This window comes from Streptomyces sp. Tu 3180, assembly GCF_009852415.1.
Classification (GTDB): Bacteria; Actinomycetota; Actinomycetes; order Streptomycetales; family Streptomycetaceae; genus Streptomyces.
In genome coordinates this window covers 2,092,658-2,109,190 of sequence record NZ_WOXS01000002.1, presented here as the reverse complement: position 1 = coordinate 2,109,190, position 16,533 = coordinate 2,092,658, and the positions used below count along the sequence as shown (strand labels likewise).

Sequence of the window (16,533 nt, the reverse complement as noted above, 5' to 3'; positions counted from 1 at the left end):
CGCGCGGGCACGGCGGCGGGCCGGTGCCTCCCTGTCCCACACGGGGAGGCCCGGCCCGCGGTCCGTGTCACGCCGTTGCCCGGCCTACCGCACCGGCGTGAAGTCCCTGGCCCCGATGAACTCGGGCCGCCGCACCGGTGCCGCGAACGGCTCCACCGCCGTGTTCTCCACGCTGTTGAACACGATGAACACGTTGCTGCGCGGGAACGGCGTGATGTTGTCCCCGGAGCCGTGCATGCAGTTGCAGTCGAACCAGGTCGCCGAGCCGGCCCTGCCCGTGAACAGCTTGATGCCGTGCTCGGACGCCAGCGAGGTCAGCGCCTCGTCGGACGGGGTGCCCGCGTCCTGCATCTGCAGGGACTTCTTGTAGTTGTCCTTCGGCGTGGAGCCCGCACACCCCAGGAACGTCCTGTGCGACCCCGGCATGATCATGAGCCCGCCGTTGGTGTCGAAGTTCTCGGTCAGCGCGATCGACACGGACACCGTCCGCATCCGCGGCAGACCGTCCTCGGCGTGCCAGGTCTCGAAGTCCGAGTGCCAGTAGAAGCCGCTGGCCCCGAAGCCCGGCTTGACGTTGATCCGCGACTGGTGGACGTACACGTCCGAGCCGAGGATCTGCCGGGCGCGGCCGACGACGCGCTCGTCGCGCACCAGGCGCGCGAACACCTCGCTGATCCTGTGCACCTCGAAGACCGAGCGGATCTCCTTGGACTTCGGCTCGACGATCGACCGCTCGTCGGCCCGGACCGCCGGGTCGGTGACCAGCCGGTTCAGCTCGTCCCGGTAGACGGCGACCTCGTCCTCGGTGATCAGCTGGTCGATGGCGAGGAAGCCGTCGCGCTCGAACGCCCCGAGGTCGGCCGGGGTGATCGGGCCGGCCGCGTCGGGGGCGCCCCAGACGACCGGGTCCTGGCGCGGGGTGAGCACCTCGGCGGTGCCGCGCGTCGGGTAGAGGTCGGGGACCCGGGTGCCGGTGGTGGTGGTCGCGGTGGTCACGGAACCTCACACCTCCTCGGTGAGCAGCGGGTAGACGCCGTTCTCGTCGTGGTCCTCCCGTCCGGTGACGGGCGGGTTGAAGACGCAGATGCAGCGGAAGTCCTCCTTGACGCGCAGCGTGTGCCGCTCGTGACCGTCCAGGAGGTACATGGTGCCGGGCGTGATCGTGTGGGTCAGCCCGCTCTCGTGGTCGGTGAGCTCGGCCTCGCCCTCCACGCAGACGACGGCCTCGATGTGGTTCGCGTACCACATCGACGTCTCCGTGCCCGCGTACAGGATCGTCTCGTGCAGGGAGAAGCCGACCTTCTCCTTGGCGAGGACGATGCGCTTGCTCTCCCAGGTGCCGGACGCGGACCTCACGTGCCGGTCGGTGCCTTCGATCTCCTTGAAGGAACGGACAATCACGGTGCTGCGATGCCTCCTAGGTGGTGGTGTGTGCCGGATGCCCGGGCCGTCGGCCCGGTGGTTCGGGTGGTCCGGGGGGTCAGGCGGTCTCGCGGACGGCGCGGGCGAGCGTGGTCAGCCCCTCGTCCAGCTCGTCCGGGGTGATGGTCAGGGCCGGGAGCAGCTTGACGACCTCGCTCTCGGGCCCGGACGTCTCGACCAGCAGCCCGAGGTCGAAGGAGCGCCGGGCGACCCGCTCCGCACGCCGCTTGTCGTGGAACTCCATGCCCCACACCAGCCCGCGGCCCCGGTACTCCTTCACGTCGGCGGGGTTCTCCCCGGCGACGGCGGCCAGCGCCCGCTCGACCTGCTCGCCGCGCGAACGGGTCTGCTTCTCCATCGCGGAGCCGTCGGTCCAGTACGCCTCCAGGGCCGCGGTGGCCGTGACGAAGGCGGGGTTGTTGCCGCGGAAGGTGCCGTTGTGCTCGCCCGGCTCCCAGACGTCCAGCTCGGGCTTGAACAGGCACAGGGACATGGGCAGTCCGTAGCCGCTGATCGACTTGGACACGGTGACGATGTCGGGCGTGATGCCGGCCTCCTCGAAGGAGAAGAAGGCGCCGGTGCGGCCGCAGCCCATCTGGATGTCGTCGACGATCAGCAGCATGTCCTGGCGTTCGCACAGCTCGGCCAGGGCCCGCAGCCACTCGGACCGGGCGACGTTGATGCCGCCCTCGCCCTGCACGGTCTCGACGATCACGGCGGCGGGCTTGTTGAGGCCGGAGCCCTGGTCCTCCAGGAGCCGCTCGAACCACAGGAAGTCGGGGACCGTGCCGTCGAAGTAGTTGTCGAACGGCATGGGCGTGCCGTGCACCAGCGGGATGCCGGCCCCGGCCCGCTTGAAGGCGTTGCCGGTCACGGCGAGCGAACCCAGCGACATGCCGTGGAAGGCGTTGGTGAAGGACACGATCGCCTCGCGCCCCTTCACCTTCCGCGCCAGCTTCAGCGCGGACTCCACGGCGTTGGTGCCCGTCGGCCCCGGGAACATCACCTTGTACGGCAGGTCGCGCGGGCGCAGGATCCAGTTCTGGAAGGACTCCAGGAACGCGCGCTTGGCCGTCGTCGACATGTCGAGCCCGTGCGTGACGCCGTCACGCTCCAGGTAGTCGAGCAGCGCCCGTTTCAGGACCGGGTTGTTGTGCCCGTAGTTGAGTGAACCGGCTCCGGCGAAGAAGTCGAGGTACTCGTGGCCGTCCTCGTCGTACATGCGGCTGCCGTGCGCACGGTCGAAGACGGTGGGCCAGCCGCGGCAGTAGCTGCGCACCTCGGACTCGAGGGTCTCGAAGACGCTCAGGTCGGGCTGGGTGATGGTCACGACGAATCGCTCCTCGGTGGCGTGGGGAATCGGAAGGAGTCGGAGGATCGGGACGGGGGCCGTGCGGTCAGCGCGCGAGGGGACCGATGCGGTACAGCACCTCGGGGTCGTGCGGCCCGTCGGGGAACTGGCCGGTCCCGAACAGCACCTCGCGCTCCAGCAGGGCGCCGTGGCGCCCGGCGAACGCGGTGAACAGGCGCTCGGAGGCGGTGTTGCCCGGGGTGATGGTGGTCTCCACGGTGTCCACCCCGTGCTCCGCGGCGGTCCGCGCGGCCAGGCCGTCGAGCAGGGCGGCGGCGAGACCGCGCCCGCGGTGCGCCTCGTCCACCGCGACCTGCCAGACCAGCAGGGTGCGCGGGCTGTCCGGCCGCAGGTATCCGGTGACGAAGCCGATCGGCCCACCGTGCTCGTCGCGGGCGACGGCCGAGGTGGCGGCGAAGTCACGGCACCACAGCAGATAGCTGTACGACGAGTTCAGGTCGAGGACCTTCGAGTCCTTGGCTATCCGCCACAGCACGGCTCCGTCCGCCACGGTGGGGCGGTCGATTTGCAGGTCTGCTTGTGCGGCAGTCATGCGAATTGAACTTACCCAGGTAAATTCAAAATTGCATCGCCTGGCGGGGTTACATGCGGGCTTGTTCTGTGTTATCGCGCAGGCGTGCGGGTCTGCGCGAAGGCTCGACGGTATGCACCGATTTGTAGGGGACTTAGGCCGCAAAGTGGACACGATGTGGAACCGATCACACCTGTATAACGCTCGCGGTCGGTGTCCGGAACGCGCGGTTTCCCGCCCCTGGAATCAAGACGTTTAGGCCCGGGAGAAGCGGGCAGAAGAAGGAGGGAAGCCACCCGGAAGGGTATTCGAAGAATAAGTGAAAGAATTCCGTGGAAGGTGACGCGCGGGTGATTCCGGTAATGCCGCGGAATTCACGCTCCGGTCACTTCCCCGATGCGCTTCCGCGGGAGACCGGTGTGCCCGCCGCGCCGCGTGTCCCCCTCGGCCGGACGGAAGGGCGCCCGGCGCTCCGGCAGGGACGCCCGGCGGCGCCCCCCGGTCCCGGGGGAGGCGCGCCGGGCGGAGGGGGCGTCGCCCCGCTACTTCCAGGAGTCCTCCGCCGCCCGCAGCGCGCCCTCCACGTCCACCGTCAGACCCTGCTCCGCCAGCGCGGCGCCCAGCGCCGCGAGGCTCGCCCGTACCGCGCCCGGCGTCGCGTCGGGGCCGTAGTGGTTGACGCGGATCATCTCCCCGGCCAGGGCGCCACCGCCCGCGGCCAGGGGGAGCGCCGGGTCGGCGGCCAGGGCGCGGGCCACCAGGTCCGCGGCCACCGTGCCCGGCGGGACCCGCAGGGTGGTGGCCACCGGGGCGGCCTCCGCCGCCTCGCGCACGTACGGCTCCAGGCCGCCGCCGAGCGCCGACGCACCCGCCCGCGTGGCCGCCGCGGCCGACGCGTGCCGGGCCATGACCGCGTCCAGGCCCACCGCCTCGATGCGCTCCACGCACGCCTCGAGCGCCAGCATCTCCAGCTGCGCCGGCGCGTGCAGCAGCGCCTTGCGGCCGCCGTCGATCCAGCGCTCCTTCCAGTCCAGCAGGGAGAGGTAGGAGCGGCGCGGCGCCCGCGGGTTCGCGGCCATCCGCGCCCACGCCCGTCCGCTCACCGACACCGCCGACACCCCGGCCGGACCGCCCATCGCCTTCTGCGCGCCGATCACGCACAGGTCCACGCCCCACGCGTCCGGAAGCACCGGTTCGGCACCGATCGACGCCACCGCGTCCAGGTAGAACAGCGCCCCGTGCGCCCGCACCGCCTCCCCGATCTCCGCGACCGGGTTGGTGTTCCCGGTGGCCGCCTCCGCGTGCACCAGGGACACGAAGTCGATCTCCGGGTGCTCGGCGAAGGCGTCCCGGATCTGCCCGGCCGTCACCGCCGTGTGGAAGGGCACCGCCAGATCGATCACCGTGGCGCCGCAGTCCCGCAGCCAGTCGCCGAAGGTCTGTCCGTAGGGGCCGGTGATGACGTTCAGGGCGGTCGTGCCGGGACCCGCGGCCGCGCGGATCGCGCCCTCCAGCGGCAGCAGCGCCTCGCCCTGCGTGATCACGACGTCCTGCTCGGTGCGGAGCAGGCGCGCCACGCGGTCCTCGATCGAGGCGAAGTGCGCGGCGCTCAGCGGGGGCAGGTCGAGGAGGGGGTGGGTCACGGCGGTGCTCTCTCTGCTTCGCGACTGCGCGGGTACGACGGAATCGAGGGTAACCGGCCCCCGGAGCGCCGCTCGACCGCAGGGTTCTCAGGCCGGAGGGCCTCGCGGCCATCGGTTTGATTTGAGGACCCCAAACCTCTCCTTATAATCGGAACCCACAGTTCCCTGACAGGAGGCCCCCGTGAAGACGCTCCTCGGCCGCCGGACCCGCATACTGGCCGCCACCACCGCGACGGCCGGGCTGGTCCTCCTGACCGCCTGCACCTCCAGCGACGACGGGGGCAGCGGTGCCGGGACCGCCGCCGGCGGTGTCGAGCTCGTCAAGGCGGGGCAGCTCACCACCTGCACCCACCTGCCCTACCCGCCCTTCCAGTCGGAGATCGACGGCAAGGTGCAGGGCTTCGACGTGGCGCTGATCGACCTGGTGGCCGAGGACCTGGGCGTGAAGCAGGAGATCCTCGACACGCCGTTCGAGAACTTCAAGACCGGCGCCTTCCTCAACTCCGGCGAGTGCGACCTGGCCGCGGCCGGCATGACCATCACCGAGGAGCGGAAGAAGAACGTCGACTTCTCCGACCCGTACTTCAACGCCACCCAGGCCGTCCTCGTCGACAAGAAGAGCGGCGTCACCTCGCTCGCCGACGTCAAGTCCGAGAAGGTCGCGCTCGGCGCCCAGGCGCAGACCACCGGCGAGGACTACGTCAAGAAGCAGGGCTTCGACCCGGTCTCCTTCGAGTCCTCCGACGCCGTCCTCAACGGCCTGCGCACCGGCCAGGTCAAGGCCGTCGTCATCGACTACCCCGTGGTCCAGGGCTGGCTGAAGGACAAGGCCAACGCCGGCGCCTTCGAGGTCGTCGACAACCTGGAGACCGGCGAGCAGTACGGCTTCACGGTGAAAAAGGGCAACACCGAGCTGCGCGAGGCCGTCAACAAGGCGCTCTCGGACGCCAAGGCCGACGGCACGTACAAGAAGCTGTACGAGCAGTGGATCGGCCCCTACGACGAGTCCGCCGCCTCGCCGGCCGCGTCCTGATTCCATGACCGACACGCAGACACCGCTCCAGCCCAGGAAGAAGGGCCTGACCCGGCGTCAGAAGCGCGGCCTGTCGCGCGGCGTCCAGTACGCCGTCTTCGTCGCGGCCGTGATCGCCTTCGCGGTCGCGGCCGACTGGGACCGGCTGCAGAACCAGTTCGCGCAGACGGACATCGCGCGGCAGATGTTCCCGGACGTCATCACGCTGGCGCTGAAGAACACCGTCCTGTACACGGTGACCGGCTTCGCCGTCGGGCTCGCGCTCGGCATGGTGATCGCGCTGATGCGGCTGTCGTCCGTCGGCCCGTACCGCTGGCTGGCCGGCCTCTACATCGAGATCTTCCGCGGCCTGCCCGCCCTGCTGATCTTCATCTTCATCGGCGTCGCGGTGCCGCTCGCCTTCCCCGGCACGGAGATCGTCGGCGGCACCTACGGCAAGGTCGCCCTCGCCCTCGGCCTGGTGGCCGCCGCGTACATGGCGGAGACGATCCGGGCCGGCATCCAGGCCGTGCCCAAGGGGCAGATGGAGGCGGCCCGTTCGCTGGGCTTCTCGCCCGCCCGGGCCATGGTCTCCATCATCATTCCGCAGGCCTTCCGCATCATCCTCCCGCCGCTGACCAACGAACTCGTCCTGCTCTTCAAGGACTCCTCGCTGGTGCTGTTCCTCGGCGTCACCCTGGAGGAGCGCGAACTGTCCAAGTACGGCCGGGACCTGGCCAGCACCACCGCCAACTCCACGCCCATCCTGGTCGCCGGCCTGTGCTACCTGCTGATCACCGTTCCGCTCGGCTTCGTGGTGCGCCGCATGGAGGCCAAGGCCCAGGAGGCCGTGAAATGAGCCGGCCCGAGATCCGCGTCAGCGGTCTGCACAAGTCCTTCGGCGCCAACGAGGTGCTGCGCGGCATCGACCTGGAGATCGGCCAGGGCGAGGTGGTCTGCGTCATCGGCCCCTCCGGGTCGGGCAAGTCGACCCTCCTGCGGTGCGTGAACCTCCTGGAGGAGCCCACCGAGGGCCGGGTCTTCGTCGGCGGCACGGAGCTCACCGACCCGGACGTCGACATCGACGCCGTACGCCGCCGCATCGGCATGGTCTTCCAGCAGTTCAACCTGTTCCCGCACCTCACGGTGACCGAGAACCTCACCCTGCCGCAGCGCCGGGTGCTGGGGCGGGACAAGGCGCGGGCGGCGAAGGTGGCCGCCGAGAACCTGGCCCGCGTGGGCCTCGCCGAGAAGGCGGACGCCTACCCGTCCTCCCTCTCCGGCGGCCAGCAGCAGCGCGTCGCCATCGCCCGCGCGCTCGCGATGGGCCCCGAGGTGATGCTGTTCGACGAGCCGACCTCGGCGCTCGACCCGGAGCTGGTCGGCGACGTGCTCGCCGTGATGCGGATGCTGGCCGACGAGGGCATGACGATGATGGTCGTCACCCACGAGATGACCTTCGCCCGCGAGGTCGCCGACCGGGTCGTCTTCATGGACGGCGGGGTGATCGTCGAGGACGGCGCCCCCGAGCAGGTCATCGGCAGCCCCCGGCACGAACGCACCCGCCACTTCCTCTCCCGCCTCCTCGACCCGGCGATGGCCGAGGTCGAGGAGGAGACCTCGGACCAGGTGGGGAAGACCGGGTAGCGCCTGGCTAGGGTGCCGGGTATGAGCGAACGCGCGGTGCTGCACGTGAAGGGGCGGGTGCTCGTCGGACCGGAGGAGGTCCGCGACGAGCTGTGGGTGGTCGGCGGCCGGATCTCCTACGACCGCCCCGGCGGCGCCCGCGACGTCCGGACCGTCGAGGGCTGGGTGCTGCCCGGGCTGGTCGACGCCCACTGCCACGTGGGCCTCGACCGGCACGGCGCGGTCCCCGAGGACGTCGCCGAGAAGCAGGCGCTCACCGACCGCGACCGCGGCGCCCTGCTGCTGCGGGACGCGGGCTCGCCCTCCGACACCCGCTGGATCGACGGCCGCGAGGACCTCCCGAAGATCATCCGGGCCGGCCGGCACATCGCCCGCACCCGCCGCTACATCCGCAACTACGCCTGGGAGGTCGAGCCGGAGGACCTGGTCGCCCACGTCGCGCAGGAGGCGCGGCGCGGTGACGGCTGGGTGAAGCTGGTCGGCGACTGGATCGACCGCGACCTGGGCGACCTGTCGGCCTGCTGGCCGCGCGGGGCCGTCGAGGCGGCGATCGCCGAGGCGCACCGGCTGGGCGCCCGGGTCACCGCGCACTGCTTCGCCGAGGACTCCCTGCGGGACCTCGTCGAGGCCGGCATCGACTGCGTCGAGCACGCGACGGGCCTCACCGACGACACCATCCCGCTCTTCGCCGAACGGGGCGTGGCGATCGTCCCCACCCTCGTCAACATCGCCACCTTCCCGGACCTCGCCGACGGCGGCGAGTCCAAGTTCCCGCAGTGGTCGGCCCACATGCGCCGGCTGCACGCACGCCGCTACGACACCGTGCGCTCCGCCCACGACGCCGGCATCCCCGTCTTCGTCGGCACGGACGCCGGCGGCACCCTCCCGCACGGCCTGGCGGCGGACGAGGTCGCCGAACTGGTCAAGGCCGGCATCCCGCCCGTCGAGGCCCTCGCGGCCGGCACCTGGGCGGCCCGGAAGTGGCTCGGCCGCCCCGGACTGGAGGAAGGCGCCCCGGCGGACCTGGTGGTCTACGCGTCCGACCCGCGCGCGGACGTGCGGGTGCTGACCGATCCGCGCCGGGTGGTGCTGAACGGGCGCGTGGTCGGGTAGGGCCGCCCCCCCGGGTGGGGCGCGCGAGGGTGACGCAGGGGAACGACCGTTCCCCGGGATTCGAAAACACGCGCCAGCTTGCCACGATGGGGTGAAGAGTCGTCGGATCGCTGACGGCCCGACCCCCGCGCGGACATCCTTTCCGGGTCCCACACGTGTCTCCCGGGGGTCCCACCACCTTGAACAGCGCCGACTTCCGCGTGCCCGCACGCCGTACGCATGCACGCCGCCTGGTCGCCGTCGCCGCGGCCACCGTCCTCGCCACCGGTCCCGCCGCGCTGGCCGGCGCGGGCCCCGCGCACGCCACCGGGGAGCACGCCGGCGCCGCCGGCGCCGCCGTGCTGCGCGCCCGGCTCGACGTGTCCCTGCTCGACAAGACCGTGAACGTCCCGCTCACCGCCTCCCTCAACGAGGTCCGAGCGCCGCGGAGCGCGCGGAGGACCGCGCTGACCGCCCGGCTGGACGGTGTGGACGGCGGCCGGCCCTTCACCGTGCTGCGCGCGGAGGTCGCCGACGCCGGGGCGACGGTGGAGGGGAACAGGGCCGAGGCCTCCACCACCCTCGCCAGGGCCCGGGTCCACGTCCCCGGACTGCCGCTGCTCGGGCTCGTCGAGCTCGAGCAGGCCGGCTCCAGGGCGGTCTGCGAGGCCGGGAGGACCCCGCTCGCCTCGGTGACCCTGCCCGGCGCGGTGACGGTGCTCGGCAAACGCGTCACCCTGGCCCCCGCCGGGCCGACCGAGGTGAAGGTGCCGGGCGTCGGCGAGGTGCGGCTGGAACTGTCGAAGACGAGGACCACGTCCCGCACGGCCGCCGCGACCGCACTGCACCTGAGGATCTCCGTCGATCCGCTGGAGCTGAACGTCGCCGAGGTCGACGGCACCCTGACGCTGGCCGAGGCCACGTGCGAGGCGCCCGGCGGCAGGCCGGCCGCCGCGGGCACGGACCCGGACGCCGGCGTCCGGCCCCGGGGAGCACGCGCGGGGCAGGCGGCGCCCACCGGGGCGGGCCTGGCGGCGACCGGCGGCGACCCGGCGACCTGGTACGTGGCGGGCGGCGCGATCGCCCTCCTCGCGGCGGGCGGCACAGCGGCGGCCCTGTCCCGCCGGGGCCGGCGGGGCTGACGCCGGGACGGAGCGACCCCTGGCGCCCGCGCACGGCGGGGCGGGCGCGCCTCTCCCGCCGTACCGAGCTCCCGGCCTCCGCCCGACCGGGTGGTTGAAGGGCGGGACCCCGCGCGGTGGGCGGGCCCGGTACGCGGTTCAGGCGGTCTCCAGCGCCCGCCCCAGTGCGCTCAGGAAACCGTCCACCGTTTCCCGGTCCCGTACCGCCAGCCGCAGCCACCGCCCGTCCAGCCCCGGGAACGTGTCCCCGCGGCGCACCGCGTAGCCGAGGTCGCGCAGCCGGGCGCGCACGGCCGCCGCGCGCTCCAGCCGGACCAGGACGAACGGGCCCCCGGCGGGCTCCACGACCCGCAGTCCGTGCGCGGCGAACCCCCGCAGTCCCTCGATCAGGTGCGCCCGGTCCGCCGCGACGCGGTCGGCCGCCCGGGCCGCCTCCGCGAGTGCCGCGGTTCCCACGCACGCCCGGGCCGCCGCCAGCGCCGGCGTGGACACCGGCCACAGCGGCTGGGCGCGCTCCAGCTCCGCGACGGTCTCCGGCGCCGCCAGCAGGTAACCGATCCGCAGCCCGGCCAGCCCCCACGTCTTGGTGAGGCTGCGCAGGACCACCAGCCCCGGCACGTCCGTCCGCCCGGCCAGCGCCTCCCGCTCGCCCGGCACCGCGTCCATGAACGCCTCGTCCACCACCAGCGTCCGCCCGTGCCGGGCGAGCCGGGCGACGTCCGCGGCCGGGTGCAGGACCGACGTCGGGTTCGTCGGGTTGCCGATCACCACCAGGTCCGCCTCCTCGGGGACCGCCGCCGGATCCAGCCGGAAGCCGTCCGCCTCCCGCAGGAGCACCCGGTCCACCGTGTGCCCCGCGTCCCGCAGCGCCGCCTCCGGCTCCGTGAACTGCGGATGCACCACCACCGGACGGCGCACCTTCAGCGCCCGCGCCAGCAGCACGAACGCCTCCGCCGCCCCCGCCGTCAGCAGCACCCGCTCCACCGGCAGCCCGTGCCGCGCCGCCACCGCCGCCCGCGCGGCCCGCCCGTCCGGATAGGCGGCCAGCCCGGACAGCGACGCGGCGATGTGCTCGCGCAGCCACGCCGGCGGCGTGTCCGCGCGGACGTTCACGGCGAGGTCGACCAGCGCCGCGCCGTCGTCACGGACCTCGGCGTCGCCGTGGTGCCGGAGGTCGTGCTCCTCAATGGGCATGGGAGTGGGCGCCGTGGTGGTGACCGTGGCCGTGCGGGCCGTGGCCGTGGTGGTGGCCGTCGTCGTCCGGGTGGAAGTGCGGCTGCTGGGGCATGCCGACCTTGTCCTCGAAGCCGGGCAGCGCGATGCGGTACACGCACGAGTCGCAGTTCATCCGCAGGTCGCCCTTCACCGCCTCCTCGTACCGCTCCATCACCAGGTCCAGCAGCTCCGGCTCCGGACCGATGACGTCCGCCGAGCGCACCTCGGCCTCCGGGTGCGCGGCCGCCCAGTCCTCGGTCTGCCGGCGGACCCGGTCCGGCAGGATGCCGGTGAACAGGAAGTAGGGGAGCACCACGATCCGCCCGGCCCCCAGCCTCGCGCACCGGTCGAGACCGCTCGGCACGTCCGGCGCCGCCAGCGACACGAACGCCGTCTCCACGCCCGCGTACCCGCGCCCCTCCCACAGCAGCCGCGCCGCCTTGTGCACCTCGGCGTTGGCGTCCGGATCGGTCGACCCGCGCCCGACCAGCAGCACGGTCACGTCGGCCCGGTCCCAGGGCGTGCGCCCCCCGGCGCCGAGCGCCTCGTCCAGCCGCCGCTCCAGCACGGACAGCAGCGACGGGTGCGGACCCAGCGGGCGGCCGTAGGTGTACGAGATCCCCGGGTGCCGCTCCTTCTCGCGGGCCAGCGCCGCCGGGATGTCGCCCTTGGCGTGCCCGGCGGACACCAGCATCAGCGGCACGGCGGCGAACCGCCGCACCCCCTTCTCCACCAGCTCGGTGACGGCCTCGCCCAGCGGCGGCGGGGACAGCTCGATGAAGCCGCCCGCGACGGGCAGTTCGGGGTGGCGGCTTCCCAGCTCCCGCACGAAGTCGCGGAACGCCTCGGCCCCGGCGTCGTCCCGGGTGCCGTGACCGGCGATGAGCAGGGCGGGCGGCGGGGTGGTCACGATTTCTCCTCGGAGTGTGAAACGGGGTGGTACAGCAGGGCGTTGAGCGCGGCCGCGGCGACCGCCGAACCGCCCTTCTCGGACACGTTGCTCACGGCGGGCAGCCCGCTCTCGCGCAGCGCCGCCTTGGACTCGACCGCGCCGACGAAGCCGACGGGCAGGCCGATGACGAGCGCGGGGTCGGCGTCGAGGGTCAGCAGCTCCTCCAGCGCGGTCGGGGCGTTGCCGATCACCCAGAGGGCGCCCGGGCCGACCTGCTCGTGGGCGAGCCGGATCGCGTGCGCCGAGCGGGTCAGCCCCGGCCCGGCCACGGCGTCCCGGAGCCGGCAGACGGTCTCGCGCCGGGTGATGCCGGCGCCGACCATCTCCACGTCCACGACGACGGGCGCCCCGGCGTGCAGCGCCGCGTGCGCCCTCTCCAGCTCGCCCTCGTCCATGACGAGATCGGCGGCGTACTCCAGATCGGCGGCGGAGTGGATGACCCGTTCCACCACCGCCCGGGTCAGCGGCGGGAAGTGCGAGGTGTCCAGGCGGGCCCGCAGCCGCCGGTAGGACTCCTGCTCGATCGGATGGACCACGCGGTTCACTCGGCACCCTCCTGCCAGCGGTAGCCGCGCGGCGTCACCATGCGGCCCGCGACGTCCCGGGTCGCCGTGTTGCCCACGGTCACGACCGTCATCATGTCGACCGTCGCCGGGTCCAGGCCGGCCAGCGTCGTCAGCCGGCTCGACTCGTCCGGCCGGGACGCGTTGCGCACGACACCGACCGGCGTCGTCGGCGCGCGGTGTCCGGCGAGGATCTCGAGGGCCTTCGGCAGCTGCCAGTCGCGGCCCCGGCTGCGCGGGTTGTAGAACGTCACGACGAGGTCCGCCTCGGCCGCCGCCCGCACCCGCCGCTCGATGACCTCCCACGGCGTGTGCAGGTCGGACAGGCTGATCGACACGTGGTCGTGCCCCAGCGGCGCGCCCAGGACCGCCCCGGCCGCCAGTGCCGCCGTCACACCCGGCACGCCGACCACGTCGATGTCGTCGGACGCCTCGGCGAGCGCCGGGGAGGCCATGGCGTACACGCCCGCGTCCCCGCTGCCGATCAGCGCGACCGCCCGTCCCGCGCGGGCCTCGGCGACGGCCGTGCGCGCCCGTTCCTCCTCGGCCCCGAGCCCCGACTCCAGGATCCGGGTGCCGGGCCGCAGCAGGTCCCGGATCTGGTCGACGTACTGGTCGAGCCCGACCAGCACGGAGGCGCGCCGCAGCTCCGCCTTCGCGCGCGGGGTGAGCAGGTCCCGGGCGCCCGGCCCCAGCCCGACCACCGCGAGCCGCCCGCGCCCCGGCCGCCGTACGACGGCACAGGTCGCCATCGCGGGCCGGCCGTCCGCGCGCTGCGACTTCCGCTTGGGCACGAGGAGTTCGCCCCCGCGCACGAGCGCGGCGGCCTCAGCGACCGACGGGGTGCCGACGGCGGCGAGCGGCGCGTCGGAGGGGTGGGGCACGTCGACCCGCGCCAGCTCCTGCGCGGTGTACGTCACCAGGGGCACGCCCAGCCGCCGGGCCGCTTCCACGACGCCGGGCTCCCCGGCCTTGGCGTCCACGGTGGCGAGCTCGGCGAGCGACGCGGCCGACAGCCCGGCCTCCCGCAGGGTGTCCCCGACCAGGGCGAGCACCTCCTCGGCGGGGGCGCCCTTCGAGGCGCCGACCCCGACGACCAGGGTCGGCGGCCGCAGGACCGCCTCCCGCCCGGTCCGCTCCACCAGCCGGTCCGTCAGGCGGATCGTGTACGCCCCCTCGTCGGCCACCGGCAGCGGCGGCAGCGGCCAGGCCACCTCGGCGCGCAGCGCCACCGCCTCGCCGTCCAGCAGGGCCCGCGAGACGGCGGCGACGTCGCCCTCCACCGGCAGGCCCAGCGTGTCCAGGCCGGCCAGGCCCACGGCGTCGGTCGCCGTGGTCACCACCGGCTCGGCGCCCAGCACCTCGGCGACCTCGCGGGCGAGGTCGTTCGCCCCGCCGCCGTGCCCGCCCACCAGCGACACCGCGAACCGTCCGCCCTCGTCGACGCAGACCACGCCCGGGTCGGCCGTCTTGCCGTCCAGCAGCGGTGCCACCAGCCGCACCACGGCCCCCGTGGCGAGGAAGCACACGAGCTGCTCGCAACTGGCGAACGCGGTCCGCACGGCGTCCGCGACGGGACCCTCGTACACACGCGTGCGGTCCGGCCAGGCGGCGGCCAGCCGGTCCCGCGCAGCCGCTCCCGCCGCGGTGGCGGAGATGAGGCCGATCACTGGGAGACTCCTTCGGTACGGCCGCGGGACCGGACGCCCCACAGCAGGAAAACGGGATTGGTCGCCGCCAGCCGGGTCACGTCCCCGGGCAGCGGCGCGAGCCGCGACGACTGCAACAGCACCCCGTCGCAGGTGAACCCGGCCCCGGTCAGCGCCTCGCGCGCGGCCGGCACCCGGTCCAGCGCGGCCACGGCGACGACCACGGTCCGCCGGGCGCGCCGCGCGCACGCGGTGACGACGGCGGGCAGCTCCCGCCCGCCCCCGCCGACGAACACGGCGTCGGGGTCGTCGAGCCCGGACAGCGCGGCCGGCGCCGCACCGTGCACCACCCGCACGTCGACACCGTGCGCGGCGGCGTTGGCGCGGATCCGCTCCACTCCGTCCGGGGCCTTCTCCACCGCGGTGACGGCGGCCCCCAGCCGCGCGCACTCCACGGCCACGGACCCGGAGCCCGCGCCGACGTCCCACACCAGCTCACCGGGGCGCGGCCCGAGCCGGGCCAGCGCCAGGGCCCGCACCTCGAACTTGGTGATCATGGAGTCGCGGTGGGTGAACTCGGCCTCCTCCAGCGCCCAGCCGGCGGGCCGGCCGGCGACCCCGCCCGCGACGGTCCGCACCGGACCGAGGGCCCGTGACTCGTCCAGGCACAGCACGACGCTCACCGCCGGGCCCCAGTCCCGCGCCGCGGCCTCGGCGGGCGTGACCCGCTCGACCCGCTCGCGCTCCGGGTCGCCCAGCGCACGGGCGACGACCAGGAGGCGGCCGGGGCAGTGGCGGGCCAGCGCGGCCCCCAGCTCGGCCGGTCCGGCGCCCGGCCCGGTCAGCACGGCCACCTTGGGGTGGGCCCGGCACAGGTTCACGGCCGTCCGCGGATCCCGCCCGTGCGCGCTGACCACCACGGCGTCGTCCCACGGCAGTCCCACCCGCGCGAACGCGGTGGCCACGGAGGAGACGCCGGGCCGCACGTCCAGCCGCTCGGCGCCGAACCGCTCGGCCAGCGCCCGCACGATCCCGAAGAACCCGGGGTCCCCGGACGCCAGGACCACGACCGGCCGCTCCTCGGCGACGTACTTCCCCACGGTGTCCAGCGCGGGCGCCAGCGGCCCGAGGACGACCCGCTCGGCCCCCTCCGGCAGCCGCGCGGCGTCCAGGTGCCGCCGCCCGCCGACGACCAGCTCCGCCCCGGCGAGGGCGCCCGCGTCCACCGGCACGCCGGTGCCCGTGCCCACGACGGTGATCATGTGCTGGCACCCCGTGAACGCAGCGCCCTGCGGGCCTGGGGGTCGGCCTTGCGGTAGCCGTGGAAGTGCCCCGGGTGGTACAGGTGCGAGCGGGTGCCGTGCGCGTCGAGGGCCGGGCCGACCAGGAACAGGGTGTGCTTCCAGAGCTTGTGCTCCTTGACCGTCTCCTCCAGCGTGCCGATCGTGCACCTCACGACCAGCTCCTCCGGCCAGGTCGCCTGGTACGCGACGACGACCGGCGTGGTCGTCGGGTAGCCGCCCTCCAGCAGCTCCCGCACCAGCTGCCCGCTGCGGGCGGCCGACAGGAAGATCGCCATGGTGGTGCCGTGCCGCGCGAACTCGCGGACCTCCTCACCGGGCGGCATCGGCGTCTTGCCGCCGCCGAGCCGGGTCAGGACCACGGACTGCGCCACCTCGGGAATGGTCAGCTCCCGCTGTGCCAGCGCCGCGACGGCGGAGAACGACGAGACACCGGGCACGACCTCGGTGGCGATGCCGATCTGCGCGCACCGGTCGAGCTGCTCCTGCGTGCCGCCCCACAGCGCCGGGTCGCCGGAGTGGATCCGGGCGACCCTCAGCCCTTGCGCCCGGGCCCGTTCGTAGACGGCCACGACGTCCTCCAGGGACATCGTCGCCGAGTCGAGGACCTCCGCGTCCTCACGCGCGTGCTCGAGGACCTCCGCCTGGACCAGGCTGGCGGCCCAGATCACGACGTCGGCCTCGGCGATGGCGCGCGCGGCACGGAACGTCAGCAGATCGGCGGCGCCGGGGCCGGCACCGACGAAGGTCACCTTGCCGGTGGGGGCATCGGCCATGGGAATCGGTCCTCTCCTGCGGGGCGGGGGTCAAAGGGGGCGGGGGAACGAGAAGGGGGCGGTGGCAGGCCGTCACGCGTGCGCCGACGGCCGTCGGCCGGACACGAGGGGCGCACGGCGGCCCCCGTCGCGCCCGGCGCGTTCCTGGGGACGCCGGCCGGCGGGGGTCCCCCCTGCCCGGGCGGGGCCGGGAGCCGGGGGGACGGCGGGCCGGTGCCCGTCACGGACGCGGCGGC

Annotated in this window: 16 protein-coding genes; 5 read left to right on the top strand and 11 right to left on the bottom strand. The window is 74.0% G+C overall.

Annotated features, from left to right (window positions below; genetic code table 11):
• Nucleotides 1–84: 84 nt before the first annotated feature.
• From thpD to GL259_RS10370, 5 genes are all read right to left on the bottom strand, one after another.
• Nucleotides 85–996 (bottom strand): ectoine hydroxylase, encoded by a 912-nt coding sequence (thpD, locus tag GL259_RS10390; RefSeq protein ID WP_159531379.1) that lies wholly within the window; start codon nt 994–996, stop codon nt 85–87.
• A gap of 6 nt (nt 997–1,002) precedes the next feature.
• Entirely contained in the window at nt 1,003–1,401 is a 399-nt protein-coding gene (locus GL259_RS10385) for an ectoine synthase (protein WP_159531377.1), read from the bottom strand.
• 79 nt (nt 1,402–1,480) lie between these two features.
• Nucleotides 1,481–2,752: a diaminobutyrate--2-oxoglutarate transaminase gene (gene ectB, locus GL259_RS10380; RefSeq protein ID WP_159531375.1), complete on the bottom strand. Its 1,272-nt coding sequence runs from the start codon at nt 2,750–2,752 to the stop codon at nt 1,481–1,483.
• 67 nt (nt 2,753–2,819) lie between these two features.
• The gene (ectA, locus tag GL259_RS10375; protein ID WP_159531373.1) at nt 2,820–3,326 is read right to left on the bottom strand and encodes a diaminobutyrate acetyltransferase; all 507 of its coding nucleotides are present in this window, start codon (nt 3,324–3,326) and stop codon (nt 2,820–2,822) included.
• 521 nt (nt 3,327–3,847) lie between these two features.
• Nucleotides 3,848–4,948, bottom strand: coding sequence for an aminotransferase class V-fold PLP-dependent enzyme (locus tag GL259_RS10370; protein WP_159531371.1), 1,101 nt, complete (start codon nt 4,946–4,948; stop codon nt 3,848–3,850).
• Between the two features lie 181 nt (nt 4,949–5,129).
• Between GL259_RS10370 and GL259_RS10365 the strand changes: the two genes are divergently transcribed.
• The 5 genes from GL259_RS10365 to GL259_RS10345 all read left to right on the top strand — a co-directional run bounded on the left by GL259_RS10365 (nt 5,130) and on the right by GL259_RS10345 (nt 9,841).
• Nucleotides 5,130–5,981: a transporter substrate-binding domain-containing protein gene (locus GL259_RS10365; protein WP_159531369.1), complete on the top strand. Its 852-nt coding sequence runs from the start codon at nt 5,130–5,132 to the stop codon at nt 5,979–5,981.
• 4 nt (nt 5,982–5,985) lie between these two features.
• Nucleotides 5,986–6,819, top strand: coding sequence for an amino acid ABC transporter permease (locus GL259_RS10360; protein WP_159531367.1), 834 nt, complete (start codon nt 5,986–5,988; stop codon nt 6,817–6,819).
• Entirely contained in the window at nt 6,816–7,607 is a 792-nt protein-coding gene (locus GL259_RS10355; RefSeq protein ID WP_159531365.1) for an amino acid ABC transporter ATP-binding protein, read from the top strand. The genes GL259_RS10360 and GL259_RS10355 overlap by 4 nt, the downstream gene beginning before the upstream one ends.
• Nucleotides 7,608–7,628: 21 nt before the next feature.
• Nucleotides 7,629–8,720 carry an amidohydrolase family protein gene (locus tag GL259_RS10350; protein ID WP_159531363.1) on the top strand — a complete coding sequence of 364 codons (1,092 nt, stop codon included), beginning with the start codon at nt 7,629–7,631 and terminating at the stop codon, nt 8,718–8,720.
• Nucleotides 8,721–8,899: 179 nt separating this feature from the next.
• Complete coding sequence (locus GL259_RS10345; RefSeq protein WP_159531361.1) at nt 8,900–9,841, top strand: SCO1860 family LAETG-anchored protein; 942 nt, start codon at nt 8,900–8,902, stop codon at nt 9,839–9,841.
• Between the two features lie 138 nt (nt 9,842–9,979).
• Here the strand turns inward: GL259_RS10345 and cobC are convergent, their stop codons facing one another.
• The 6 genes from cobC to cobM are packed head-to-tail and all read right to left on the bottom strand — an operon-like array spanning nt 9,980 to nt 16,297.
• Nucleotides 9,980–11,035, bottom strand: coding sequence for an Rv2231c family pyridoxal phosphate-dependent protein CobC (gene cobC, locus GL259_RS10340; RefSeq protein ID WP_159531358.1), 1,056 nt, complete (start codon nt 11,033–11,035; stop codon nt 9,980–9,982).
• Nucleotides 11,025–11,966 carry a sirohydrochlorin chelatase gene (locus GL259_RS10335; protein WP_159531356.1) on the bottom strand — a complete coding sequence of 314 codons (942 nt, stop codon included), beginning with the start codon at nt 11,964–11,966 and terminating at the stop codon, nt 11,025–11,027. The genes cobC and GL259_RS10335 overlap by 11 nt, the downstream gene beginning before the upstream one ends.
• Nucleotides 11,963–12,553 (bottom strand): precorrin-8X methylmutase, encoded by a 591-nt coding sequence (locus GL259_RS10330; RefSeq protein WP_159531354.1) that lies wholly within the window; start codon nt 12,551–12,553, stop codon nt 11,963–11,965. The genes GL259_RS10335 and GL259_RS10330 overlap by 4 nt, the downstream gene beginning before the upstream one ends.
• A complete protein-coding gene (gene cobJ / locus GL259_RS10325; RefSeq protein ID WP_159531352.1) occupies nt 12,550–14,241 on the bottom strand; it encodes a precorrin-3B C(17)-methyltransferase in 1,692 nt (563 codons plus the stop codon). The genes GL259_RS10330 and cobJ overlap by 4 nt, the downstream gene beginning before the upstream one ends.
• The gene (gene cbiE / locus GL259_RS10320) at nt 14,238–15,482 is read right to left on the bottom strand and encodes a precorrin-6y C5,15-methyltransferase (decarboxylating) subunit CbiE (protein ID WP_159531350.1); all 1,245 of its coding nucleotides are present in this window, start codon (nt 15,480–15,482) and stop codon (nt 14,238–14,240) included. The genes cobJ and cbiE overlap by 4 nt, the downstream gene beginning before the upstream one ends.
• A complete protein-coding gene (gene cobM / locus GL259_RS10315) occupies nt 15,479–16,297 on the bottom strand; it encodes a precorrin-4 C(11)-methyltransferase (RefSeq protein ID WP_159531348.1) in 819 nt (272 codons plus the stop codon). Before cobM ends, cbiE begins: the two co-directional genes overlap by 4 nt.
• Between the last annotated feature and the right edge of the window lie 236 nt (nt 16,298–16,533).